Genomic DNA, 22,083 nt, shown 5'->3' on the forward strand with positions numbered 1-22,083 from the left:
TATATGCAGATGATGCTTCAGACGGAGTCTGCCAGGCGCAGGATCAGGTCTTTGCTCTTTTCCCAGCCAAGGCAGGGATCCGTGATGGACTGGCCGTAAACGCCGCCGCCCACTTTCTGGGCGCCGTCCACGAGGTAGCTTTCCACCATGAGGCCTTTGACCAGGGCGGAAATCTCTGGATTCAGGCTGCGGCTGTGCATAACATCTTTGCAGATGCGGATCTGCTCCAGGTATTCCTTGGCGGAATTGTTGTGGTTGGTGTCCACAATGACGGCGGGATTGGAAAGGCTGCTTTCCCGGTACAGCTTCAGCAGATTCCGCAGGTTTTCATAGTGATAGTTGGGATGGGAACGGCCGAAGCTGTCCACATAGCCCCGCAGGATCGCGTGGGCCAGGGGATTGCCGGAGGTACGGACTTCCCAGTTGCGGTAGATAAACTCCTGGGGGCTCTGGGCGGCGGCAATGGAATTCATCATGACGGTAATGTCACCGGCAGTGGGGTTCTTCATACCCACCGCAATGCCCAGACCACTTGCGACCAGCCGGTGCTCCTGGTTTTCCACGGAACGGGCACCGACGGCCACATAACCCAGCAGGTCGGACAGATAGCTGAAGTTGGCAGGATAGAGCATCTCTTCAGCGCAGGTGAGACCGGTTTCCCGGATGACCCGCATATGCAGCTGACGGATGGCGATGATGCCGGCCAGCATATCCTCCTTTTTCTCCGGATCAGGCTGATGAAGCATCCCTTTGTAGCCAACGCCCTTGGTGCGGGGCTTGTTGGTATAGACCCGGGGAACGATCAGCAGCCGGTCTTTGACCTGTTTCTCAATTTCCGCCAGCCGGTTCATATACTCCAGCACAGCGTCTTCCCGGTCAGCTGAGCAGGGACCGATGATCAGCAGCAGGCGGGAATCCTTTCCCGTCAGCACGTCAGAGATTTCCCGATCCCGGGTTTCCTTGACTGCCTGCATTTCCGCGGTGGCGGGATAATCCCGCTTGATCTCCTGCGGAAGAGGCATTTTCCGTACAAATTCCATGGAATTGTTCATCGTATTATCCTGCTTTATCTTTTTATCAGGTCAGCAGCATCCGGTCATTGGACAGCTCCCGGCCGCTGGCTTTCTCAAACTGGGCCAGCAGGTCTTCCACCGTCATGTGCTGCTTCTGTTCCGCATCCAGGTCCAGGATGACCTTGCCTTCATGCATCATGATGGTCCGGTTGCCCAGGGCGAGCGCGTCTTTCATGTTGTGGGTGACCATCAGGGCGGTGAGACCGTTTTCCTCGATCAGGTGCTTCGTCAGGCGAAGCACTTTTTCCGCTGTTTTGGGGTCGAGGGCGGCGGTGTGCTCGTCCAGAAGCAGCAGTTCGGGCTGCTTCAGAGTGGCCATGAGCAGGGTCAGCGCCTGGCGCTGTCCGCCGGAAAGGAGACCGACTTTGCTGCCCATGCGGCTCTCCAGCCCCAGGTCCAGAGAAGCCAGTTTCTCCCGGTAAAGGGCCCGTTCCTTTGCGGAAATGCCCCAGCGGAGACCGCGGTGCTGTCCCCGGCGGTTTGCCAGGGCCAGGTTTTCCTCAATGTTCATGGAAGCGGCGGTGCCGGTCATGGGATCCTGGAACACACGTCCCAGAAAAGCGGCACGTTTGTGCTCCGGCAGGTGGGTGACGTCCCGGCCGCCCAGGAGGATGGTTCCGTTATCCACCTGGAAGGTACCGGCAATGGCGTTCAGCATGGTGCTCTTTCCGGCACCGTTGCCGCCGATGACGGTGATGAAATCGCCTTTCCGCAGGGTCAGGTCCACACCGGCCAGGGCCATTTTCCGCATGACGGTGCCGGGGTTAAAGGTTTTGCGCAGATCCTGAAGGATAAGCATATCGTTTTCAGCCATGATGTTTGCCTCCCTTCAGTTTCCGGGTAATGATCTTATTCTTCCAGTAAGGCATGGCCAGGAAGACAGCCACGACCAGCGCTGTGAGCAGCTTCAGGTCGTCCGTGCTGAGTCCCAGCCACAGCACCACCTGGATGACCAGGTAGTAGATGATGGCGCCGAAGGAAACAGCCAGCAGCTTCAGGGCAAAGTTCCGGAACAGCTTGCCGAAGATCACTTCGCCGATGATTACCGCGGCCAGGCCAATCACGATGGCACCGCGGCCCATCTGCACGTCCGCAAAGCCCTGATACTGGGCCATGAGGGCGCCGGAGAAGGCTACGAGGCCGTTGCTGATCATCAGGCCGATGACCTTACCGGTGCCGGTGTTGATGCCCTGGGCACGGGCCATCTGCTGGTTGGAACCGACGGCACGGAGACTGCAGCCGTATTCGGTGCCGAAGAACCAGTACATGATGCCGATCAGGACAACCGTAATCAGCAGTATCAGCCAGATGGGGTTATTCAGCGCGAACCTGCCGACATTCCGCAGAGATACCAGCATGTTCTTGTATTTGTTGATGCTCAGGGGAACATTGGCGCGGGAACCCAGGTCGGTTCCGATGCCCTGGATCCGCAGGTTGACGGAATACAGGGCCAGCTGTGTCAGGATACCGGCCAGGATGGCCGGGATGCCCATGGACGTATGGAACACACCTGTGACCGCACCGGCAAGCAGGCCGACCACCAGGGCGATCAGCGTGGCCAGCCAGGGATTCACACCATTGGTGATCAGGATGGCCGCAACGGCGCCGCCGGTGGCAAAGGAACCGTCCACCGTCAGGTCGGCGATGTCCAGGATCCGGAAAGTGATGTATACCCCGATGGCCATGATGCCCCAGATAAGACCCTGGGCAACGGCACCGGGAAGCTGGTTGAGCAATTGCGCGATATTCAAGGTTTTCCTCCTGCTGTAAAAACCACCTTAACCCCTTCTTCGTAACAAAGAAGGGGTCAGGGTATGGCTGCTGTGTTGATTACTCGATGGGCAGATATTCGGCGGGAATGGTGACGCCCAGTTCAGCCGCGTTGACGGCGTTGTACTTCTTGGTGAACTTCGGGGCATAGGCAATGGGCATGGCCGCAATGTCGGCACCGTTCACGAGAATGTCGTAAGCCATTTCACCGGTCTTGTAGCCGATGTCATAGTAGCTGATAGTCAGGGTAGCCACGCCGCAGCCGGCACAGATGCCTTCTTCACCGGCAACGACCGGTACACCGGCGGGGATGACCACGTTGGCGATTGCTTCGGTGTTGCCCGCGGCGGTGTTGTCGGTGGGGATGTAGATCACATCGCACTCGGTCGCGGTCTGCACAACGGAAGCCAGGTCGTTGGAATCGTTGAAGCCGTAGCGCTTGCACTCATAACCCAGGTCAGCCAGGAAGCCTTCGATGGTCTTGATCTGGAAGATGGAGTTGGGTTCAGCGTTGCAGTAGAGCAGGCCGACGGTCTTCGCTTCCGGGAACAGTTCTTTGATCATGTCCGCCTGGCCGTCCAGGGGAGCCAGGTCGCTGGTGCCGGAAACGTTGAATCCGGTAGCGCCTTCCGCGGTCAGTTCAATCTCCATGGCGGATTCATAGTTGGTGATGGATGTGGCCAGCACCGGGATATCGGCGGTGGCGGTGGCGCAGGCGAGCATGGCGGGGGTCGCGTTGGCCATGATCAGGTCGACCTGCTTGGAAACCAGCTGGCCAGCGATCTGGGCGCAGTTGTTGGAGTCGCCGGAAGCATTGCCTTCATCAAAGACAACCTTGTCGCCCAGTTTTTCGGTCAGGGCATCCTTGAAGCCCTGGGTAGCCTGGTCCAGCGCGGGATGCTGGATCAGCTGCAGGATACCGATGTTGTAGGTCTTTTCTTCGGCGGACGCGCAGGCGCATACGCCCAGGAGCAGGGACAGAACCATGAGCAGGGATACAAGCTTCTTCATGGGAAAACCTCCTTGATAATCAAGTCTATCTTTCTTCCCAAAGGGAAGGAAAAATTGAAATAAAAAAGCCCTCGGACCCTTCCGAAGGACGATTTATCATCGTGGTACCACCTTGGTTCACCGCGCCATTGCGGCCTCTGAGGCAGACTAGCATCCGCCCTGCGGAAGATAACGGCCGCATTCCGTCACCGCCTACTTGCCAATGAGGTTTCAACGGGAAGCATACAAGGGGAATTTCACCGACCGGCGGTCTCCCCGCTTTCAGCAGGCGCGGGGCTCTCTGGACACCGCCATGATCCGGCTACTCGCCTTGATCATCGCTTTTGCGGTATTATAAAATCGGAGGTGTACCCTGTCAAGGCAAATGATGATGAAAAAACAGACTGAGAACACAGACAAAATAACAGACATGTTCAATTCTGGAAGATTCTGGTATAATCATTCCAATGCCCGGAAAGAAGAGGGTAATACGGAGGCCGAAACATGAAACTGAGAAGCAGCATTCGCCGGATTGACAGCCCTGCCGGCAGGATGAAAATCCTTATCCTGCGCCCGGAAAAACAGGAGGGACCTGTTCCCGGCATTCTCTGGCTTCACGGCGGCGGATATGTGACCGGAATGGCCTCCATGGTTTATATCACTGCGGGCAGCACACTGGCGAAGCACTTCGGAACGGTGTTGATCGCCCCGGAATACCGCAGGGCACTCCGCAATCCATACCCCGCAGCACTGGAAGATTGCTACGCGGCGCTGGAATACCTGTACAGCCATGCGGATGAGCTGGGCGTGGACCGGAACCGGATCGTGGTCGGCGGGGAAAGCGCCGGCGGCGGACTGGCCGCGGCGGTCTGCCTCCTGGCCAGGGACGAGGGAGAAATCCCGGTATCCTTCCAGCTTCCGCTGTATCCGATGCTGGACTGCGATGATACAGAATCCTCCCGGCACAGCCATTCCCACGGCTGGGGTACACGCCGCAACCACTGGGCGTGGCGCAAATACCTGGGTGATCTGTACGGAACGGACGAGGTACCGCCTTATGCCTCACCCGCGAAGGAGACCAACTATGCCGGGCTGCCGCCCTGCTATACCTTTGTGGAAGACGAAGAGCCTTTCCTGACTGAGACGGTTGCCTATATACAGAACCTGAAGGACGCCGGAGTGGAAGCCCATATGGACATTTACCACGGCAATATCCATGGCTTTGACACCATGCGATGGACGAAGAACGCGAAGGAAGCCAGGCGGAAGCTGCTCAAAGCGGCGGAAAAATACCTTAAGTTATAAAATGGAAACTGAAGAGTGAAGAGTTAAGAGTGCGGGAGAAATAAAAAAGACGGCGGGGCCGTCTTTTTTTATTCCTCCCGGATAGGCTGCTCGAACTTGCTCTTGCCCTGGCCTTCCGGGATATCAATCGGATATTTTCCGGTGAAGCAGCCGTCGCAGAAGGTGCAGCCTTCATCCCCGGCCAGGCGGTGCGCCGCGTCCACGGACAGGTATGCCAGGGAGTCAGCACCGATCTCTTTCGCGATCTCCTCCACGGAGTTCAGGCGGCAGGCGATCAGGTTTTCCCGGGAATCCACATCCGTTCCGAAGAAGCAGGGGTAACGGAAGGGCGGGGAAGAAATGCGCATATGGACTTCCTTTGCCCCGGCGTCCCGCAGGAGGTGGACAATTCGCTCACTGGTGGTGCCCCGGACGATGGAGTCATCGATCAGGATCACCCGCTTATCCCGGACGGTTTCCGCAATGACATTCAGCTTGATCCGGACGGCGGTTTCCCGCATATCCTGGCTCGGCGCAATGAAACTGCGGCCGATATATTTGTTTTTCAGGAAGCCGACGCCGTAGGGAATTCCGCTTTCGCGGGAATAGCCCAGGGCGGCGTCAATGCCGGAATCTGGAACGCCGATGACGACGTCTGCTTCCACGGGATTCTCTTTTGCCAGGAAACAGCCTGCCCGCAGCCGCGCCTGGTGGACCGGGGTGGCCTCGATGACAGAGTCAGGCCGGGCAAAATAGATGTATTCAAAGACGCACAGGGAAGGGGCCTTTCCACAGAGACGACGGTCCGAAACAACGCCTTCCTTTCCGAAAACAACGATCTCCCCGGGATCAATATCCCGGATCAGTTTTGCCCCGACAGCGTCCAGCGCACAGGATTCAGAGGAAACGACATACGCGCCGTCCGGCAGCCGGCCGTAGCAGAGGGGACGAAACCCGTTTGGATCCCGGAAAGCGATCAGCTTGGTGGCGGTCATCAGGGTGCAGGAATAGGCGCCCTGAAGCTGCTGCATGGTCCGGAAAATGGCTTCTTCCGTGGCGGTTACTTTCAGCCGTTCGGAAACTATGGTATAGACAATGGTTTCTGTATCCGCGGTACCGTGAAAGATCCCGCCGTTCAGTTCATGCTTTGCCCGGAGGGACCGGGCATTCACCAGGTTGCCGTTATGGCAGAGGGCCATGTTGCCCTTCATATGGCTGATGACGATGGGCTGGATATTATTGTGGTTTTTTCCGCCGGTGGTGGAATAACGGACGTGTCCGACGGCAATGTTTCCTTCTCCCAGGTGATCGAGACTCCGCCGGTCGAAAACTTCGCCCACCAGGCCGTCACCCTTGTAATGATGGAATACGCCGTCACAGGAAACCACAATGCCGCAGCTTTCCTGACCCCGATGCTGCAGGGCATACAGGCCCAGATACACATCCCGGGGAACGGCTCTTTTTACGGGGGACCAGATACCGAAGACACCGCATTCCTCATGCATGAAGCAAACCCTCCGAAAAAAGATAAGGCGTCCTTCAGCACAAGCTGAAGGACACCTTTGTCCTTTTGATATGCGGATTGTACATCAGCTGCTTCCTCCTGTCAATGAGAAGAACTGTTCTTTTACAGCATAAAGTACATAAGAATGGCTTAAGGTTGGCGGAATAGAATATCATTGTGTTCCCACGACGGTTTTCCTGTGTATAATGGATTCAAGGGGGTGATGCGGATGCGGCTTCTTCTTGCGGAAGACGAAGAGGCGATGGCCGAGGCGATAATCGCCTATCTGGAATACCACCACTATGAGGTGGACTGGGCGAACAACGGAACGGATGCCCTGGAAATGGCCCGTGCGGCCAGTCATGATGTCTTTATCCTGGATATCATGATGCCGGGAACGGACGGGCTGACGGTGCTGCGTACGCTTCGCAGGGAAGGAAACACAACGCCGGTTCTGCTGCTGACTGCCAAAAGTGAAATCCGCGACAAGGTGGCAGGCTTTGAAAGCGGAAGCGATGACTACCTGACCAAACCCTTTGCCCTGGAGGAGCTGCGGGTGCGGATAGACGCACTGACCCGCCGCGGACAGAACTACCAGGGGGAACACACTGCGCTGGGAGACCTGACGCTGGATAAAAGCAGCTGCGCCCTTCGCGTCGGAACGAAATCCTGCCCGCTGAGCAACCGGGAATACCACCTGATCGAACTGTTTATGCGGAATCCTCATGTGTATTTTTCCGCGGATACCCTGCTGGACCGGGTATGGGGCATGGACGCGGAAGTGGAGTACGGAACGGTGTGGGTTCATATATCGGGGCTTCGGAAAAAAATGGAATCCCTTGGCGCCCATGTTGAGATCCGGTCAAAGCGCGGCGTTGGATACGCGCTGGAGGAAACGGCATGAAAAAGTATTACCGTAACCGGATCATGTTCAGCGCGATCCTTTCCTTCCTGATCGTGCTGGTGATCGCTGTAGCCGGAATCCTGCTTTTAAGTTATTACCGGCTTGAAAGGAATTCGGACAGCTTTATTGCTTCAAAGCTTGTTCCCCGGGAGGAGGACGGATCCCGATACATACAGGACACGCCTCCGGCTATGTTCGGGTATAATCCGGGCAGACGGAATACTTCCTTCCATGATTACAAGATCCTGTTTTCACCGGACGGTGAAATGGAAATACAGGAAAGGCCCGGAGGCACGGACAGCCTGGATGACAGCGTGCTGGAGTATGTCAGAAATGCTTTCGGGAAGGGCATTGAAAGAGGGAAAACAGGATCCTACAAGTTCGGCATCCGGGTGAATGAGGACGGTTCCGGCATGGCTGTGCTGGTAGACCTTTATTCGCAGCTGCATTCGCTGTCTGATTTCCTGAAGGCAGCCGGCCTGGTGGGTATCGGTATCTTTCTTCTTCTGATCATTGTTCTGTTCCCGGTTTCCGGTAAGATGGCGGACATCTTTGTCCGGAACGCAGAAGAACAGCGCCGCTTTATCACGGATGCCGGCCATGATCTGAAAACACCGGTGGCCATTGCCCGGGCTAATCTGGATGTACTGGAACTGCGGGAAGGCCAAAGCAAGTGGAGCGGCAATGTCCGGGCACAGGTGAACAGAATGGAACACCTGGTGCAGGACCTGATCATGATGGCAAGGCTGGATGAAGGGAAAAATGAGGAAATATTCGGAGATGTGGAACTGAGCCCGCTGGCGGAGGAACTCTGGGAGGAGTACCAGCCTTCAATGAAGCAGAAACAGATCCGCGGCACAGCCGAACTGGAGGAAACTACACCAGTCAGCGGCGCGGAAAGTCTGATCCGGCGGATGTTCTGTCTGCTGATGGACAATGCCGTGCAGTACACGCCGGAGGGCGGCGAAATCCGGATGTCCGTGATGCCCGGAAAGAAAAAGACAAGGATCGTGCTGGCAAATTCTGTCCTGACCCTGCCGGCCGAAAAACCGGAAAAGCTGACAGAACGCTTTGTGCGGGGCGACAGTGCCAGGACCCAGAAGAGCGGCGGATCAGGAATCGGTCTGGCAGCGGCCAAACGGATTGCTGAGAAGCATCATGGGAAACTGATCATCGACTATCCCGATGAACACACCTTCCGGGTGACTGTGGAACTGTGATCCGGACAGATAAAGGGGCTCCTGCCGTAAAGGCGGGAGCTTTTGCTGATATTTTTTTTGTTCGCCTTTCAATCATGGCTTTTCCGGAGTAAAATAGAACCGGACAACGGAAAGAAGGAGCAAAAGATGAAAAGAGAACTTGGAATTGCAAGATGCGGTCTGGCCTGCTGTATCTGCAGCGAGAATGATCATTGCGGGGGCTGCGACTCGGGAGACTGTCCCGGGTTTTCCTGGTGCGAGAACCGGAAGTGTTCGGCAGAAAAAAACCTGAAGCACTGTTATGAATGCGGTGAAGACTGCCGGAAACAGATGCTCGCGAAGATCAAGCCGTACGGATTTACGCTGTTTGTCAAACGGTACGGAGAAGCGGATCTGCTGGACTGCCTGGAACGGAACGAAAAGAATGGCGTTGTGTATCACCGGCAGGGGGTTACCGGCGACTATGACGATTTTGACGATGTTGAGGAATTGATCCGGTTTATCCGGACAGGGAAAAGATAAAGAAAGGTGATCTGAAGTGACTGCTGCCGGGCAGTCACTTTTTTTCCCTTGACAGCTAATTCAAATTAGCCTATGATAAGGCTAATTCGGATTAGCCATGCATGAAGGAGGATTTATGGACACGAAAAGCAGGATCCTGGATGCGGCGCTGACGCTTTTCTCCGATAAAGGCTATGCCAATGTCTTTGTCAGTGAAATTGCTGAACGGGTCGGAATCAAAGCCCCTTCCCTGTATAAACACTTTGAAAGCAAGCAGGCCATTTTTGACGCGCTTATCCAGGAAATGAACAATAGCTTCCTGAAGCAGGCCGGTATGCTGCACATCCAGGGGAATGACGCCGCCCGGGACGCGGCGATCTATAAGAATCTTTCCGAAGATCAGCTGATCAGGCTCGGAAAGGATCTGCTCCTGTTTTTTCTGCATGATGACTATGCCAGAAGATTCCGGAAAATGCTTTCGATGGCGGCGTACCATGACAAAGAACTGTCGGAAGCGTATATGAAGCATTATGTGGACGATCCACTGTCCTACCAGGGCATGCTCCTGAAGCTGATGGTTCAGGAAGGCGTTCTTCATACGGAGAACGCGGAGATCATGACACTGCACTTTTATGCCCCGATTTATATGCTCCTGACGTCCTGCGACCGGGATCCCACCCGTGAAACGGAGGCAGTTGAAATCCTTGAAAAACATATCCGTCAGTTCAACAGGCTGTACGGACGAAACGCAGATGAAAAGGAAAAACGATAAAGGAGAGATATTCCGCATGAAAATTGTCCTGATTCATGGCCAGAACCATAAAGGAAGCACTTATCATATCGGCAGGATGGTTGCCGAAAAAACAAGCCCGGAGGGAACCATTGCGGAGTTTTTCCTTCCCGGGGATCTGAATCATTTCTGCACCGGGTGCTACGCCTGCGTGGAAGATGTGACAAAATGCCCGTTTTATGAGGAAAAGATCAGGATCATGCGCGAGGTTGAATCCGCTGATCTCCTGATCTTTACAACACCCACCTACTGCCTGAGGGAATCGGCGCAGATGAAAAGCTTTATGGACCTGACCTTCAATTACTGGATGTCTCACAGGCCGAGAAAATGCATGTTCAGCAAAAAGGCTGTTGTCATATCAACAGCCGCGGGAAAAGGGGCAAAAAAGGCTGCCAAATCTGTGGCAAACGCTTTGTTTTACTGGGGTATTCCGCGTATATGGACCTATGGGATCTGCGTCCAGGCGATGAGCTGGGATGGAATCAGAAGCCGGAAAAAACAGAAAATAGAAAAAGACATCTCGCGGATTGCCGGGAAGGTTTTACGAAAAGAACATGTAAAAGCAGGGCTGCGGACAAAGGGGCTTTTCCTGCTGATGCGGATGATGCAGAAAGCAAATCTCGGTTCGGGTGAGGCGGACAGGGCTTACTGGGAAACGAACGGCTGGCTGGCCAAAGAAAGGCCCTGGAAACAATAATCGGACAATATTTCCCGGCAGTTCTGCCGGGTCATCAGGAGGTATTTATGAACAGAACAGTATCCATGACCGGCGCAGCGACAGTCGCGGTCACCGTTTTCCTTTTCGCGGTATTCATTCTCTGTGATTTCACCTTCGGGTCCTATCTTGTCTGTATGTTTCTGCCCGTTGGTTATATCATGATGGCGGCGGGACTGCGTCATGAAAGCGGCAAAGACCGGAAGACGGCTGCCGATACCGGGCTGGTGCTTGCCGGAGTCTATGCGGTGCTGATCCTGCTGGTATACTTTGCGCAGACCACTACCGTCCTGACAGAGCCGCTGAACGACCAGGCATCCAGGATTCTCCAATACAATCGGGGCGGCCTGCTGTTCAACTATGACCTTCTGGGGTATGGCATGATGGCACTTTCCACGTTCTTCATCGGCCTGTCCATGAAAGCGGAAAACAAAACGGATCACTGGCTCAAACGCCTGCTGATCATCCACGGGGTCTTCTTTCCCGGCTGCTTCATTATGCCCATGACTGGTATGTTTACCTCCATGGCAGACGGAAAAAGCGGTAACGGCGGGAGTATTGCCCTGCTGTTCTGGTGCCTGTATTTCATCCCGGTCGGTATCCTGGCCTGGAAGCATTTCAGAGACCGGGATGAAGAAAAAGAGACTTGCTGAAGAAATCATAAAGCCCCGGAACATGATGTTTCCGGGGCTTTTGAAACAAGAGACAGAATGATTCATCTTCGGCAGCAGCCGGGGGATGACGGCGCGTTTGACAGAGATTTCCAGTCAACCCAACAGAACCGGCATTTGCTCAGGACTGATATTGACTCCTGAAAATCTGATCGGCTTTCTGAAGCTTAATCATGTACTCATCATATGCGGGACTGAGCCTTCTCATGGCCGGAATGAAGACTGCATTGTATCCTTTGTCCCGATTGAATTCTTTCAGCAGTTCCATAAGCTTTATCCCCGGTGAGTTACGGTACTCATTTGTTTTCTGTAATTCGATATACTGATCAATGATCTCTTTGTTGTTTTTCAGCCAGCCTTCAGGATCATTCACGGCCTCAGCCAGCGCTTCGTCAGCTTTGCACTGTACGATACAGCCACTGCTGCTGTTCATTTCATCGAGCTCGTTTTCAAGCTCTTCCGGAATTTCGAATTGAACGCCATCGAGGTATTCACAGATCTCATGCAGGGCATTTTCCTGATCTTCTGTCCGGACAGGATCCAGCAGAAACCGGCCGAAATGCAGTGACAGATACTTTCCCCAGAACCCCGGAAAAGCGCTTGTCAGTCTCTCTGTGACAGACTGCCTGCTTCCGGCGGCAGCTGCCTTGAGCCCCACTGCGGTCCAGTTCAGGGATGCGGCAAGCTCCTTCAGAAGTTCGTTCTGTGCTTTTTTTCTCTGAAGCACATCCTCCTGCTCCTGAATGATCCTCTGAAACACAGAGCTGTCATTTCCACTGAGGATTTCCCGGGTTTCTTCGACAGAAACCCCCAGGTTTCGCAAAAGAGTTATTTTTTTCAGACAGACAACATCTTCCTCGGTGAAATCCCTGTATCCATTCTCTGTGAACGTTGGGTTTAATAAACCTTTCTGACAATAGTATTCAATCGCTTTCTTCGTTGTTCCTGCGAGTTCAGCGGCTTCATGGATATACACAAGCATCACCTCCGCTTAAACCATACACTGCCCCCTAAGGGTACAGTCAAGATGTTTTTGAAAAGTTTATCCGGATTAAATACCCTGCCTGTAAATGCTGATTTCCGCTTCATATCCATCTTTCATTTTCCGTTCCACGGAGGAAATGCAAACAATATCCAAAGGGATATGACGATGCCCATATGGTTACGGACGCGGAAACATGGTAAATGCCCGCAGTCCGGTTCTTTCGGGCCGGATTGCGGGCTTTACATTATTCACTCCGGTTTTTACCAGCTTTCATAACGTGCCTGCCGGTCAAGATCTCTGATTTCCATCATTTCCTGATCGGTCAGTTCAAAATCGAATACGTTATAATTCTCTGCAATATGATCGGGATCGGAAGAACCGGGGATTGTGATATACCCATCCTGAATCTGCCAGCGAAGAATGACCTGCGCCGGTGTTTTTTCGTGCGCGGCGGCGATCCGCACGATGGTTTCATTGGCGAAGTGTTCACGGGTATGGCCTCTGCCGCCGAATGGATACCAGGATTCCACCGCGATCCCGTATTGCTGTACATACTCCTGCAGCGTCTTATTCTGATAATACAGATGGTTTTCATTCTGGATCACAGCAGGCATGATCACAGCAAAGGACAGGATTTTATCCACGGCCTCCGGTGTATAATAATTGGAGATGCCGATGGAACGCACCTTGCCATCCCGCACCGCCTGTTCCATAGCGCGGTAAACCGCTTCATCGTTCCATCCGGGCTGGTGGATCAGCATCAGGTCCACGTAATCCAGGCCAAGATCCCGAAGAGAGTTATTGATGCCCTGCGCCGCATGATCATAGTCGCCGGGCATGATCTTGCTGGTGACGAAGATTTCCTTCCGGGTGACGATGCCGTCATCGATCGCCCTGCGGATGCCGCGCCCGACGCCTGTTTCATTTCCATAATACCGGGCGGTGTCAATCAGCCGCATACCGGTCTTCAGGGCAGCATAAACGGAGGCTTCCGCCTGATCATCGGAAAGCGTCCATGTGCCCAGGCCGATGACGGGCATGGAATAACCGCTGTTCAGCGTCACATCCGGAATTGTATATTCTTTTTCAACGGACAGTGCCAGTGTGATCGTCACATCATGCTGACCGAGCATTTCTTTCAGTTCAGCCTGGCTCAGATCACGGATATGTCCCAGCCGTGTATATGCCCAGGAATTGGAACCGTGGAAAACTACGAGCTGATCGCCCGAATAGAGAACGATATCACCATAATTCGTATGAGTCTGCACATCCTGGCGGGGAAGGCCGGTTCCCAACGGGCCAACCTGCTCGAATCCGCCGTACATGGACATTTGAATCGTAAGCGGGTTTAAGGCGACCAACTCCCGGAGCGCTGCTACGGATTCGTTTTCTTCCCAGTCCACTTCAACCTGAACACCGTCAATGGATAAAAGCAATTCTTCCTTCAGTTTTTTTCCCTCCGCTTCTGCTGCCGGGATACCCGATGCCATGACCGCACTGAATATTGCGAAGATACACAAAAGCAGCGCCGCACCCTTACTGCAGCTTCTGACCAAACTCATACGCTTCATGCTGCTCCTCATTTCTGCCGGACGCTTCCGCCGGGCTGTTGATTCCGCCGCAGAACAGTGATCCGGCAAAACCTGCCTTCTCAAAGCAGTCGACCCAGCCTTGCAGGCCGCTAACGGCTTTTTCAGGGACAAACGCTTCATCTTCTGCTGCGACTGAAAGCATGTATACTTTCCGGAACCGATAGTCTGCCGAGTACAGGGGATTGAGACGGTCAAGCAGCGTTTTCATCTGTCCGCTCATCTCATAGTAATAGATGGGCGTTACAAAAACCAATGTGTCTGCATTTATCGCTTTTTCAGCGATCGCAGCGGCGTCGTCATTCTGCACGCACTTTTGTGTTTTCTGGCAAGCCAGACAACCCCGGCAGAATCCGATCGTTTTCCCCTTCAGGCTGATACATTCCACCTGATGCCCCGCGTCCCTTGCCCCGGCGGCCATCTGTTCGGCAAGGATGTCCGAATTGCTCTTTGCGCGAAGACTGGTTGTAATGATAAGAATACGGCTCATTTCAAATACTCCTTAAAGAAACGTTCCAGCTTATCAAAGGGAATGACATCCGCCCGGTCATAGAGGTCGGTATGCACTGCGCCGGGAATGATCATCAGTTCCTTGTTATCGGCGTATTTGCTGTCCTTTATCATGGCGGCAAAGGCATCCCGGCTGAAATAGCAGGAGTGGGCTTTTTCACCATGAACGATCAGCACAGCGCTGCGAATTTCATGGGTGTAGCTGAGCTGCGGCATGTTCATGAAGGACATGGTGCCGATCTTATTCCAGCCGCCGTTGGAGTTGAGACTGCGGGGATGATAACCGCGGGGCGTTTTGTAATAGGCGTGGTAATCTTTTACAAAGAACGGCGCGTCCTCCGGCAATGGGTCCACCACGCCGCCGCCCAGTTCATAGAATCCGTTGCGATAATCAATGACGCGCTGGGCGTTCAGAGCTTCCCGGGCAGCATACCGGGCATCCTCATCCAGAGAGTCAAAATACCCGTTGGCATTCACACGGCTCATATCATACATGGTCATGGCGGCGGTGGCCTTTACGCGGGTATCAATGGCTGCCGTATTCAGGGCAAGACCGCCCCAGCCGCAGATGCCGATGATGCCGATACGATCCGGATCCACATTTTCCTGTACGGACAGGAAATCCACCGCTGCCTGAAAATCTTCCGTGTTAATGTCGGGAGAAGCCATGTACCGGGGCTGTCCGCCGCTTTCCCCGGTGAAGGAGGGATCGAAGGCGATGGTCAGAAAACCGCGCTCCGCCATAGTCTGTGCATACAGCCCGGAGCACTGTTCCTTGACTGCACCGAAGGGACCGCAGACAGCGATCGCCGGGAGCCTTCGTTCTTTAACTTTGGGTACATACATGTCCGCTGCCAGCGTGATGCCATAGCGGTTCACAAAGGTCACCTTGCAATGATCCACCTTGTCGCTTTCAGCGAATGTTTTGTCCCATTCCCGGGTCAGATGCAGCGTTTCTGTTTTCATCATGGTTTTATTCTCCTTAATCTGTATATCACAAATGGTTTTCATGATTGCCGGCTGGCCTTTGTGATTTCGTCAAGCCCGATATGGGGATTCCTGTATCGTTCCATTGCGCTGTTTTCCTTCCGTTTGATCAGTCACCGTTTTTCCGTCTCACGGATCAGCCAGTCCAACTGATCAATCTTCCTTTGGCAGCTGTGCAGCTCGTCCATCAGCTCACAGCGGAGCACCCTGAGCTTTTTCCTGGCTTCATCCCTGCGATTGGCTTCCAGAAGTGCTGCCACGAAATCTGCATTTTCCCTGTTCAGCCCGATATCAGCCATGCACTGTTTTGCAGTTTCTGCCTGCATTGCTTTCACCACCCCGGTTCTGTCTCCTGGCACAATCATATGATAACAGCTTGCTGGATCTCATGCTAATGGTTATAATGAATATCAAGATATTCTATTTTGGCATATCATGGAGGGGATTATGGAGATCAGAATGCTGCGCTATTTTCTTGCTGTCGCGCGGGAGGAGAATATGACACGGGCTGCGGAGCAGCTGCATGTCACCCAGCCTACCCTGTCCAAGACGCTGAAAGCACTGGAAGATGAGCTCGGGGAAAAGCTTTTTACACGCCACAGCTTTAGCATCCGGCTGACGGAGGAAGGCGTACTGCTGCGCAACCGGGCGGAGGATCTGGTCGGTATGGCGGATAAGATCGCACAGGAATTTGTGACGCTGGATGATATCAAGGGCGGGGATATTTATCTGGGATTGGCGGAATCCTATCAGATCAGGCTTCTTGCCCGGGCTATCCGCGAATTCCGGACGCAATATCCGGCACTGCGGTATCACATTACCAGCGGGGATACGGAGCAGGTAACTGAAAAGCTGGACAAAGGGCTGCTGGACTTTGCTGTGCTGGTGGAAGAACCGGACAGAGCCAGATATGAAGCACTGATCTTTCCCCGGACGGATATATGGGGCCTGGTTTTTCCGGCAGATAATCCCCTGGCAGAGAAAAAAGCCATCACAGTGGATGACTTGATCGACCTGCCCCTGTTCTGCTCGGAACAAAGCTGGAAGAACGATCTTCCCAGATGGTGCGGAGACAGGATGCAGGAGCTGCGGCTGGAGGGATCCTTCCGGTTATCATACAACGGGTCCTTGTTTGCGATGGAGGGACTGGGCTATCTGCTGACTTTTGAACGTCTGATCGATACGTCGCCCGATTCCGGACTGGTTTTTCGTCCTCTCACGCCAACACTTGAAAACAAACTGTATCTGGTCTGGAAAAAGTACCAGACGCTTTCGCCGATCGCAGAACGGTTTCTAAAACACCTGCAAACAAGTTTCACATCATAATATCCTTGTAAAGGTGCAGGCACCTGCGTGGTTACGGACGCGGAAAACATGGTAAAAGACCGGAACGCGGGAAAACCGTGATTTCCGACACTGCCGGGCACCATTATTCCACGCCCCTCTTCGGCGTGTAAACAGTTCCGTCAAAAAACCGCCTTCCGAAAGAAAGGCGGCTTTTTGCAGTCCGGGCAGATTATTTCCGGAAGGCGGCAGGCACCGGTTTGGCAGCCTCCTGCACTTCTTTTGTCCGGCGGGAAGCAACCTCATCCGGCATTCTCCGGATATCCCCGGCTCTGGTCAGGGCCCACTTGGTCAGGCTCGGTCCCACCAGTTCATAGACCAGCACGGAGAAAAGAACAATATTCCGGACCAGCGTGCCGTCGGTTCCGCCCAGCACCCGGTAGGCTGTGGCGCACATACCCAGGGCCACGCCGGCCTGGGGCAGCAGCGTGATGCCCAGGTATTTCCGGACAGGTTCGGGACTGTGAACCATGGAGGAGGACAGGCCGGCACCCAGGTATTTACCAAGCGACCGGGCAATGATATATACCACGCCGACCAGGAGTACGGCGGGATCACCGAAGACCTGAAACTTCAGTGCCGCGCCGCTGAGCACAAAGAACAGGGTAACAGCCGGGCCGGACCAGCGGTCCGCCTGCAGCATCAGGTCCTCGCTGAGAGGGCAGAAATTGCAGAACACCGTGCCCAGCATCATACAGACCAGCAGGGAGGAAAAACCGAAGGTGAAGGAACCCACCGGGATCTTCAGCTGGCTGACGGCAACCGTCAGGATGACGCTGCCGACAATGAGGGCGTTCCGGTTCCGGTGGGAATGGAAAAAGCGCTCCAGCCAGGTCAGCACCAGGCCTACCAGTCCGCCGAAGGCGAGAGACAGGAGTACCTCCATGAGCGGTTCCAGGATCAGGGCAGCGATATCGGTATCTCCGTTTTTCAGGGACTGCGCGATGCCGAAGGAAATGGCAAAGATGACCAGGCCTACCGCGTCATCCAGGGCAACCACCGGCAGCAGCACATCCGTCACCGGTCCTTTGGCTTTGTACTGGCGGACTACCATCAGGGTGGCGGCCGGGGCGGTGGCCGCAGCGATTGCGCCCAGGGTTACAGCTACGGGCATAGGCAGGAGGTCCGGCATGATAAAGTGCAGGGCAATCAGCGCCGCGTCCACGCACAGGGTGGCAAAGCAGGCCTGGATGATGCCGATCACCGTAGCCTGTTTGCCCGTCTGCTTCAGGGCTGAAAGGCGAAACTCATGGCCGATGGCGAAGGCAATGAAGCCCAGGGCAACATCCGAGATCATCGAAAGGGAATCCACCTGCTCAAAGGTATTGAAACCCACGCACGGAATTCCCAGCCGTCCCAGGACACAGGGGCCGATCAGCACGCCGGTCACCAGGTAGGCGGTAACGTCAGGGAGATGGAATTTATCAAACAGACGGGTCATCAGCAATCCGGAGAAAAGGGCAATCGCAATCAGCAGAAGTGTTTGCATAGGCATTGATCGCATCCTTTCATATGAAAAGGCTCACCATGTATCCATGATGAGCCGTGACGCCGTTCTGTCTGATCAGCGATCGGCCGCCCATCCGATGGTGAAGTCTCATCGAGCACAGGGACGGTGGTTTGTTGGATCGCTGTTCCTTTGTTCGGCACCTATTATAATCCTGCAAACAGGGTTGTCAAGAGAATGAAAACGGTAAATCCATGCATATCTGGGAATCGATCCAGCTTTCCTGCATGGCTTCATGCACCTGATCTTCCGGCTGTAAATGCCCGATCAGCAACGGGGATTCCGGGTCGTGCAGGGTCATGTTTCTCCTGACGGTATCAGCGTCATAATTCGCATAACAGTACCGGCACAGATGGCCGCAGGTGTTGTATGCTCCTATATCTCCGCCCAGATAACAGGCACATTCCTTCCGGGCCGGCGCTGTTTTGGGGACCTTCAGCCGCTGATGGAGCGCCTGCTCATAGGCGGCGATTGTCATGCATCCGCTGCAGTCCGCACCGAAAGCTGCAAGGTCGTTTCCCTCTCCGCAGGGACGGATCGTCATACCGTATGCTTTCCCGATCTCAATAAACGTCTTTCCCAGCAGGAGCCGCTGCTCCGCGGTGACCTGCCTGGCCTCCGGAAAATTACGCCTTGTTTTCTCATACAGGTCGATAAAGCTGATCACTGCTGTCCGCGTATATCCGGACAGCGCTTTGGCCATATACTCAAATGCTTTGAAGTGACGTTCAACCGGATACTTATCGCTGATGAAGACCGGATCATACCGCCATCCCATGCTGTCCACGCCAACTGTATCAGACAGGCGTTTGAAACTCTCCAGTACATTCCGTTTGTCCGGAACGTGCGGTTCGATCTCTTTCCCGTATGGCGTAATTGTCACAAACCAGTATTGCCCATAGGGACGGAGCAGGTCCATATGCGGAAGCATCGGTGCCGGATTCTTCGTGCAGAAGCCGATCAGATCCACGACATCCGGTGAAAGTTTGTATCGGGTGACCGAACGGGGATTGTATGGATTGCGGACCAGCACAAACCCGGCCTTCAGCCGGTTCACCAACCAGTCAGAATAGAAGGCCGGGATATCTGTGCGCATTCCTGTGTTGATGATCATGATACCAACCCTTTGATGATTTCCGCGGAATCCCCGCTGATGAGAATGGATTGATCACGGATCTCATCCGGAACCCGTTCCTCTTCCATGTTCAGGCAGGCATAAATCGCGTTTTTGTTCTGATACACCTGCTGCCAGAAGTTGTATTTAATAATCCCCGGGGTGTTATAGCCTACGCCGATCTCCAGGAAAACAACCTTCCGGCTCCGATGTTTTGTCAGCCAGATCTCATATTCCACAGCGGCGGCCTGCCAGCCTTCGTCCTCTACGAACCTGCTGTCTGAACGAAGATTCATGGTCAGGGGACGTCCGCAGTTGGGACATTTCGGCAGCAGTTCAGCCGGAATGCTCATTTTTGCTTCAGTACCTTCCGGAATGATCAGTTCGTTATGCGCACCGATGGAATATCCCTGGGCCAGGATCATGCTCCGGATCATGCTTTCATTTTCCCATGTCTTCCGGCAGCAGGGTTTTGTGCACTGGAACAGACCGTAATCCCCCTGGGTATAGAACAGCCGCTTTTTTTCAAAGCCGGCTTTCTGGAAGCAATGGTCCACGTTGGTGGTCAGGACGAAATAATCCTTGCCCTTCACCGCCTGAAACAGATCGCTGTAGGTGGATTTCGGCGCATCCATGTACCGATTGATCCAGATATACCGGCTCCAGTAAGCCCAGAATTCTTCCTGCGTATTATATGGAAAAAAGCCGCCTGTATACATATCCCGGAAGCCGTACTTCCGGCTGAAATCACTGAAATACCTGTCGAAACGCTCACCGGAATACACAAATCCGGCAGCCGTGGACAACCCGGCCCCCGCACCGATGATCACAGCATCCGCCTGATCGATCTTTTCTTTCAACAACAATACTTTTTCGTCCATGATATTCTCCATTACCGATAAACACCCCGGTGGAATAATTCCGCCGGGGTATCCGGAAAGCTGTTTTTACTTTGCAATCGGCAGGGCGACTTTCCTGCCGTCAGCGGTTGCAAACACTCCGTCCTTTCCCTGCACCAGCGGATCGGCGTGGCTTGTGACCGCGGCCGCATTGACAGCATCATACCAGAAGCCGTTCATACCCAGGACAGCATCGTCCGGCAGGTCGAAAGTATAACCTTCCGCATTTCCGTCAGCGCCTTTTTGAATGGCGGCGATTTCGTCCTTCGTATACGGTGCGGCGGTCAGGGGATTCACAATACGCTCCCCGGCAAAATACACCCTGCCATAAAAAATGGTACCGACACCATTGATACTCACGCCATACGCCCAGTTCTTCTGCTTTTTCATCTGCTTTCACTCCTTTGAGCTTCTTTCCGGCTTTTCCGCCGGCAGGTGAAGCATAAAACAGAGGAGAAGGCAAAACAAGTACGCACTTTTTTATTACATAGGCACCTTTTGGTAACCGGGCTTTTCTCACTTCAGCAGTCTCTGATAGATCTCCAGATCACTGTCTTTGAAGACATTGAAAATTACGCGCTGAATACCGGTTTCTTTCTGCAGGAACTCCTTTACAGTCCGGATGGCGATCTCTGCCGCAAGATCGGGCGGAAAACGGAAAACACCGGTGGAGATGCAGCAGAAAGCGACGGAATGCAGATTGTGTTGTTCTGCCAGTTCAAGGCAGGAAAGGTAGCAGGATGCCAGCAGCGATTCGGCTTCCGGGGTGACTTCATCGTCAATGATCGGGCCGACCGTATGCAGCACATACTTCGCAGGCAGGTTGAAACCGGGAGTGATCTTCGCCTGTCCGGTGGGCTCCTCATGCCCCTGTTTCTGCATGATCCCGTTACAGGCCAGGCGCAGCTGCACGCCGCTCATGGTGTGGATGATGTTGTCAATGCATCCGTGGCATGGAGAAAAGCATCCCAGCATCCGGCTGTTCGCAGCGTTGACGACAGCGTCACACTGCAGGGTCGTGATATCGCCCTGCCAGAGGACAAGCCGGTGATCCATGGTACATGGCGGCAGGCTGACGGCATCCACAATGCCCTTTCTTTCTGTCATTTCTTTCAGGAAGGCGTCCTGAACCTGCAGGAACTCACCGGAGACCGGCATCGGCGGACGGACATTCATCAGGCTGCGAAGCAGCCGCCACTGTCGATCAGCGGTATACGGAAATACCGGATACTGATACTGCGGCATTTCTTCCAGCAGACGGTGGATCAGCCAGCGGCGTCTTTCGTTCTGATTCATTTGCTTTCACGCACCAGTCGCTGGTATCCGGTTCCCCAGACTTCCATGGCTTTGATAATCGGACGCATGGATTCTCCCAGATCGCTCAGCGCGTATTCCACCCTGGGCGGCACCTCGGGGAAAACCGTCCTGGTGATGATCTCATCGTTTTCCAAAGCACGAAGGTTGTCTGTCAGTACTTTCTGACTGATTCCGGGAATGGAACGGAGCATCTCGTTGAATCTCCACGGACGAGTCATCAGATTGCGAAGGATCAGCATTTTCCATTTGTTTCCGATGAGCTGCAGGGTGGTGGCCACCGGACAGTCCGGCAGTTCAGATTTTGTCAGCATGTGCATACCTCCAGGGGAATATAATATGCTGTTTTGCATGTCACATTCATATTAGCATGTAATACGGGAAGCATCAAGTATATGACAAAACTGAGGAAATAGTAAGGTCCCGGGAACAG

Annotated in this window: 24 protein-coding genes and 1 pseudogene; 8 read left to right on the forward strand and 17 right to left on the reverse strand. The window is 54.1% G+C overall.

All coding sequences use genetic code 11. From position 1 onward, the window contains the following. Positions 1 to 17: 17 nt before the first annotated feature. From JYE50_RS14520 to JYE50_RS14535, 4 genes are all read right to left on the reverse strand, one after another. Positions 18 to 1,052 (reverse strand): 3-deoxy-7-phosphoheptulonate synthase, encoded by a 1,035-nt coding sequence (locus JYE50_RS14520; protein WP_084095701.1) that lies wholly within the window; start codon positions 1,050 to 1,052, stop codon positions 18 to 20. A 25-nt stretch (positions 1,053 to 1,077) separates the two neighbouring features. Then, a complete protein-coding gene (locus tag JYE50_RS14525) occupies positions 1,078 to 1,872 on the reverse strand; it encodes an ABC transporter ATP-binding protein (RefSeq protein WP_179138340.1) in 795 nt (264 codons plus the stop codon). A 7-nt stretch (positions 1,873 to 1,879) separates the two neighbouring features. Continuing rightward, positions 1,880 to 2,818, reverse strand: a complete 939-nt coding sequence (locus JYE50_RS14530) for an ABC transporter permease (RefSeq protein WP_436197987.1) — start codon at positions 2,816 to 2,818, stop codon at positions 1,880 to 1,882. Between the two features lie 85 nt (positions 2,819 to 2,903). After that, positions 2,904 to 3,854: an ABC transporter substrate-binding protein gene (locus tag JYE50_RS14535; RefSeq protein WP_084095704.1), complete on the reverse strand. Its 951-nt coding sequence runs from the start codon at positions 3,852 to 3,854 to the stop codon at positions 2,904 to 2,906. Positions 3,855 to 4,337: 483 nt separating this feature from the next. Between JYE50_RS14535 and JYE50_RS14540 the strand changes: the two genes are divergently transcribed. Further along, positions 4,338 to 5,138: an alpha/beta hydrolase gene (locus JYE50_RS14540; RefSeq protein ID WP_084095705.1), complete on the forward strand. Its 801-nt coding sequence runs from the start codon at positions 4,338 to 4,340 to the stop codon at positions 5,136 to 5,138. Between the two features lie 68 nt (positions 5,139 to 5,206). Here JYE50_RS14540 and purF read toward each other — a convergent pair whose 3' ends face one another. Further along, entirely contained in the window at positions 5,207 to 6,622 is a 1,416-nt protein-coding gene (gene purF / locus JYE50_RS14545; protein ID WP_084095706.1) for an amidophosphoribosyltransferase, read from the reverse strand. Between the two features lie 228 nt (positions 6,623 to 6,850). Here purF and JYE50_RS14550 point away from each other — a divergent pair, with 228 nt between their 5' ends. The 6 genes from JYE50_RS14550 to JYE50_RS14575 all read left to right on the forward strand — a co-directional run bounded on the left by JYE50_RS14550 (position 6,851) and on the right by JYE50_RS14575 (position 11,383). After that, positions 6,851 to 7,525 carry a response regulator transcription factor gene (locus JYE50_RS14550; protein ID WP_084095707.1) on the forward strand — a complete coding sequence of 225 codons (675 nt, stop codon included), beginning with the start codon at positions 6,851 to 6,853 and terminating at the stop codon, positions 7,523 to 7,525. Continuing rightward, entirely contained in the window at positions 7,522 to 8,745 is a 1,224-nt protein-coding gene (locus JYE50_RS14555; protein ID WP_084095708.1) for a sensor histidine kinase, read from the forward strand. The genes JYE50_RS14550 and JYE50_RS14555 overlap by 4 nt, the downstream gene beginning before the upstream one ends. 126 nt (positions 8,746 to 8,871) lie before the next feature. Beyond that, a complete protein-coding gene (locus JYE50_RS14560) occupies positions 8,872 to 9,246 on the forward strand; it encodes a DUF3795 domain-containing protein (protein ID WP_084095709.1) in 375 nt (124 codons plus the stop codon). A 115-nt stretch (positions 9,247 to 9,361) separates the two neighbouring features. Further along, a complete protein-coding gene (locus tag JYE50_RS14565; protein WP_084095710.1) occupies positions 9,362 to 9,997 on the forward strand; it encodes a TetR/AcrR family transcriptional regulator in 636 nt (211 codons plus the stop codon). Positions 9,998 to 10,013: 16 nt separating this feature from the next. Continuing rightward, a complete protein-coding gene (locus JYE50_RS14570; RefSeq protein ID WP_084095711.1) occupies positions 10,014 to 10,712 on the forward strand; it encodes a flavodoxin family protein in 699 nt (232 codons plus the stop codon). Positions 10,713 to 10,759: 47 nt separating this feature from the next. After that, a complete protein-coding gene (locus tag JYE50_RS14575) occupies positions 10,760 to 11,383 on the forward strand; it encodes a hypothetical protein (protein WP_084095712.1) in 624 nt (207 codons plus the stop codon). 139 nt (positions 11,384 to 11,522) lie between these two features. Here JYE50_RS14575 and JYE50_RS14580 read toward each other — a convergent pair whose 3' ends face one another. From JYE50_RS14580 to JYE50_RS14600, 6 genes and pseudogenes are all read right to left on the reverse strand, one after another. Continuing rightward, on the reverse strand, positions 11,523 to 12,128 hold the full coding sequence (locus JYE50_RS14580; RefSeq protein ID WP_283399194.1) for a hypothetical protein: 606 nt from the start codon (positions 12,126 to 12,128) through the stop codon (positions 11,523 to 11,525). Positions 12,129 to 12,188: 60 nt separating this feature from the next. Further along, positions 12,189 to 12,383: pseudogene (locus tag JYE50_RS15540) on the reverse strand (MerR family transcriptional regulator); the annotation flags it as partial. 263 nt (positions 12,384 to 12,646) lie between these two features. Next, entirely contained in the window at positions 12,647 to 13,948 is a 1,302-nt protein-coding gene (locus JYE50_RS14585; RefSeq protein ID WP_179138312.1) for an aldo/keto reductase, read from the reverse strand. Then, positions 13,923 to 14,465, reverse strand: coding sequence for a flavodoxin family protein (locus tag JYE50_RS14590; RefSeq protein WP_084095714.1), 543 nt, complete (start codon positions 14,463 to 14,465; stop codon positions 13,923 to 13,925). Before JYE50_RS14590 ends, JYE50_RS14585 begins: the two co-directional genes overlap by 26 nt. Next, entirely contained in the window at positions 14,462 to 15,451 is a 990-nt protein-coding gene (locus JYE50_RS14595; RefSeq protein ID WP_143763622.1) for an alpha/beta hydrolase, read from the reverse strand. The genes JYE50_RS14590 and JYE50_RS14595 overlap by 4 nt, the downstream gene beginning before the upstream one ends. A 134-nt stretch (positions 15,452 to 15,585) precedes the next feature. Next, on the reverse strand, positions 15,586 to 15,798 hold the full coding sequence (locus tag JYE50_RS14600; RefSeq protein WP_143763602.1) for a hypothetical protein: 213 nt from the start codon (positions 15,796 to 15,798) through the stop codon (positions 15,586 to 15,588). A gap of 121 nt (positions 15,799 to 15,919) precedes the next feature. On the opposite strand from JYE50_RS14600, the gene JYE50_RS14605 reads away from it, so the two are divergent. Beyond that, positions 15,920 to 16,798 carry a LysR family transcriptional regulator gene (locus JYE50_RS14605; protein WP_084095717.1) on the forward strand — a complete coding sequence of 293 codons (879 nt, stop codon included), beginning with the start codon at positions 15,920 to 15,922 and terminating at the stop codon, positions 16,796 to 16,798. Positions 16,799 to 16,988: 190 nt separating this feature from the next. Here the strand turns inward: JYE50_RS14605 and JYE50_RS14610 are convergent, their stop codons facing one another. The 6 genes from JYE50_RS14610 to JYE50_RS14635 all read right to left on the reverse strand — a co-directional run bounded on the left by JYE50_RS14610 (position 16,989) and on the right by JYE50_RS14635 (position 21,964). Further along, positions 16,989 to 18,311 (reverse strand): cation:proton antiporter, encoded by a 1,323-nt coding sequence (locus tag JYE50_RS14610; RefSeq protein ID WP_283399195.1) that lies wholly within the window; start codon positions 18,309 to 18,311, stop codon positions 16,989 to 16,991. Positions 18,312 to 18,492: 181 nt separating this feature from the next. Continuing rightward, positions 18,493 to 19,437 (reverse strand): DUF1848 domain-containing protein, encoded by a 945-nt coding sequence (locus tag JYE50_RS14615; protein ID WP_084095718.1) that lies wholly within the window; start codon positions 19,435 to 19,437, stop codon positions 18,493 to 18,495. Continuing rightward, positions 19,434 to 20,318, reverse strand: a complete 885-nt coding sequence (locus JYE50_RS14620) for an SIR2 family NAD-dependent protein deacylase (protein ID WP_283399196.1) — start codon at positions 20,316 to 20,318, stop codon at positions 19,434 to 19,436. The genes JYE50_RS14615 and JYE50_RS14620 overlap by 4 nt, the downstream gene beginning before the upstream one ends. 66 nt (positions 20,319 to 20,384) lie before the next feature. Further along, the gene (locus JYE50_RS14625) at positions 20,385 to 20,726 is read right to left on the reverse strand and encodes a hypothetical protein (RefSeq protein WP_084095720.1); all 342 of its coding nucleotides are present in this window, start codon (positions 20,724 to 20,726) and stop codon (positions 20,385 to 20,387) included. A 126-nt stretch (positions 20,727 to 20,852) separates the two neighbouring features. Continuing rightward, the gene (locus tag JYE50_RS14630; RefSeq protein WP_084095721.1) at positions 20,853 to 21,632 is read right to left on the reverse strand and encodes a protein-ADP-ribose hydrolase; all 780 of its coding nucleotides are present in this window, start codon (positions 21,630 to 21,632) and stop codon (positions 20,853 to 20,855) included. Beyond that, complete coding sequence (locus tag JYE50_RS14635; RefSeq protein ID WP_084095722.1) at positions 21,629 to 21,964, reverse strand: winged helix-turn-helix transcriptional regulator; 336 nt, start codon at positions 21,962 to 21,964, stop codon at positions 21,629 to 21,631. Before JYE50_RS14635 ends, JYE50_RS14630 begins: the two co-directional genes overlap by 4 nt. Between the last annotated feature and the right edge of the window lie 119 nt (positions 21,965 to 22,083).

The sequence above is a fragment of the Aristaeella lactis genome (genome assembly GCF_018118585.1).
In the GTDB taxonomy this organism is placed as follows: Bacteria; Bacillota; Clostridia; order Christensenellales; family Aristaeellaceae; genus Aristaeella; species Aristaeella lactis.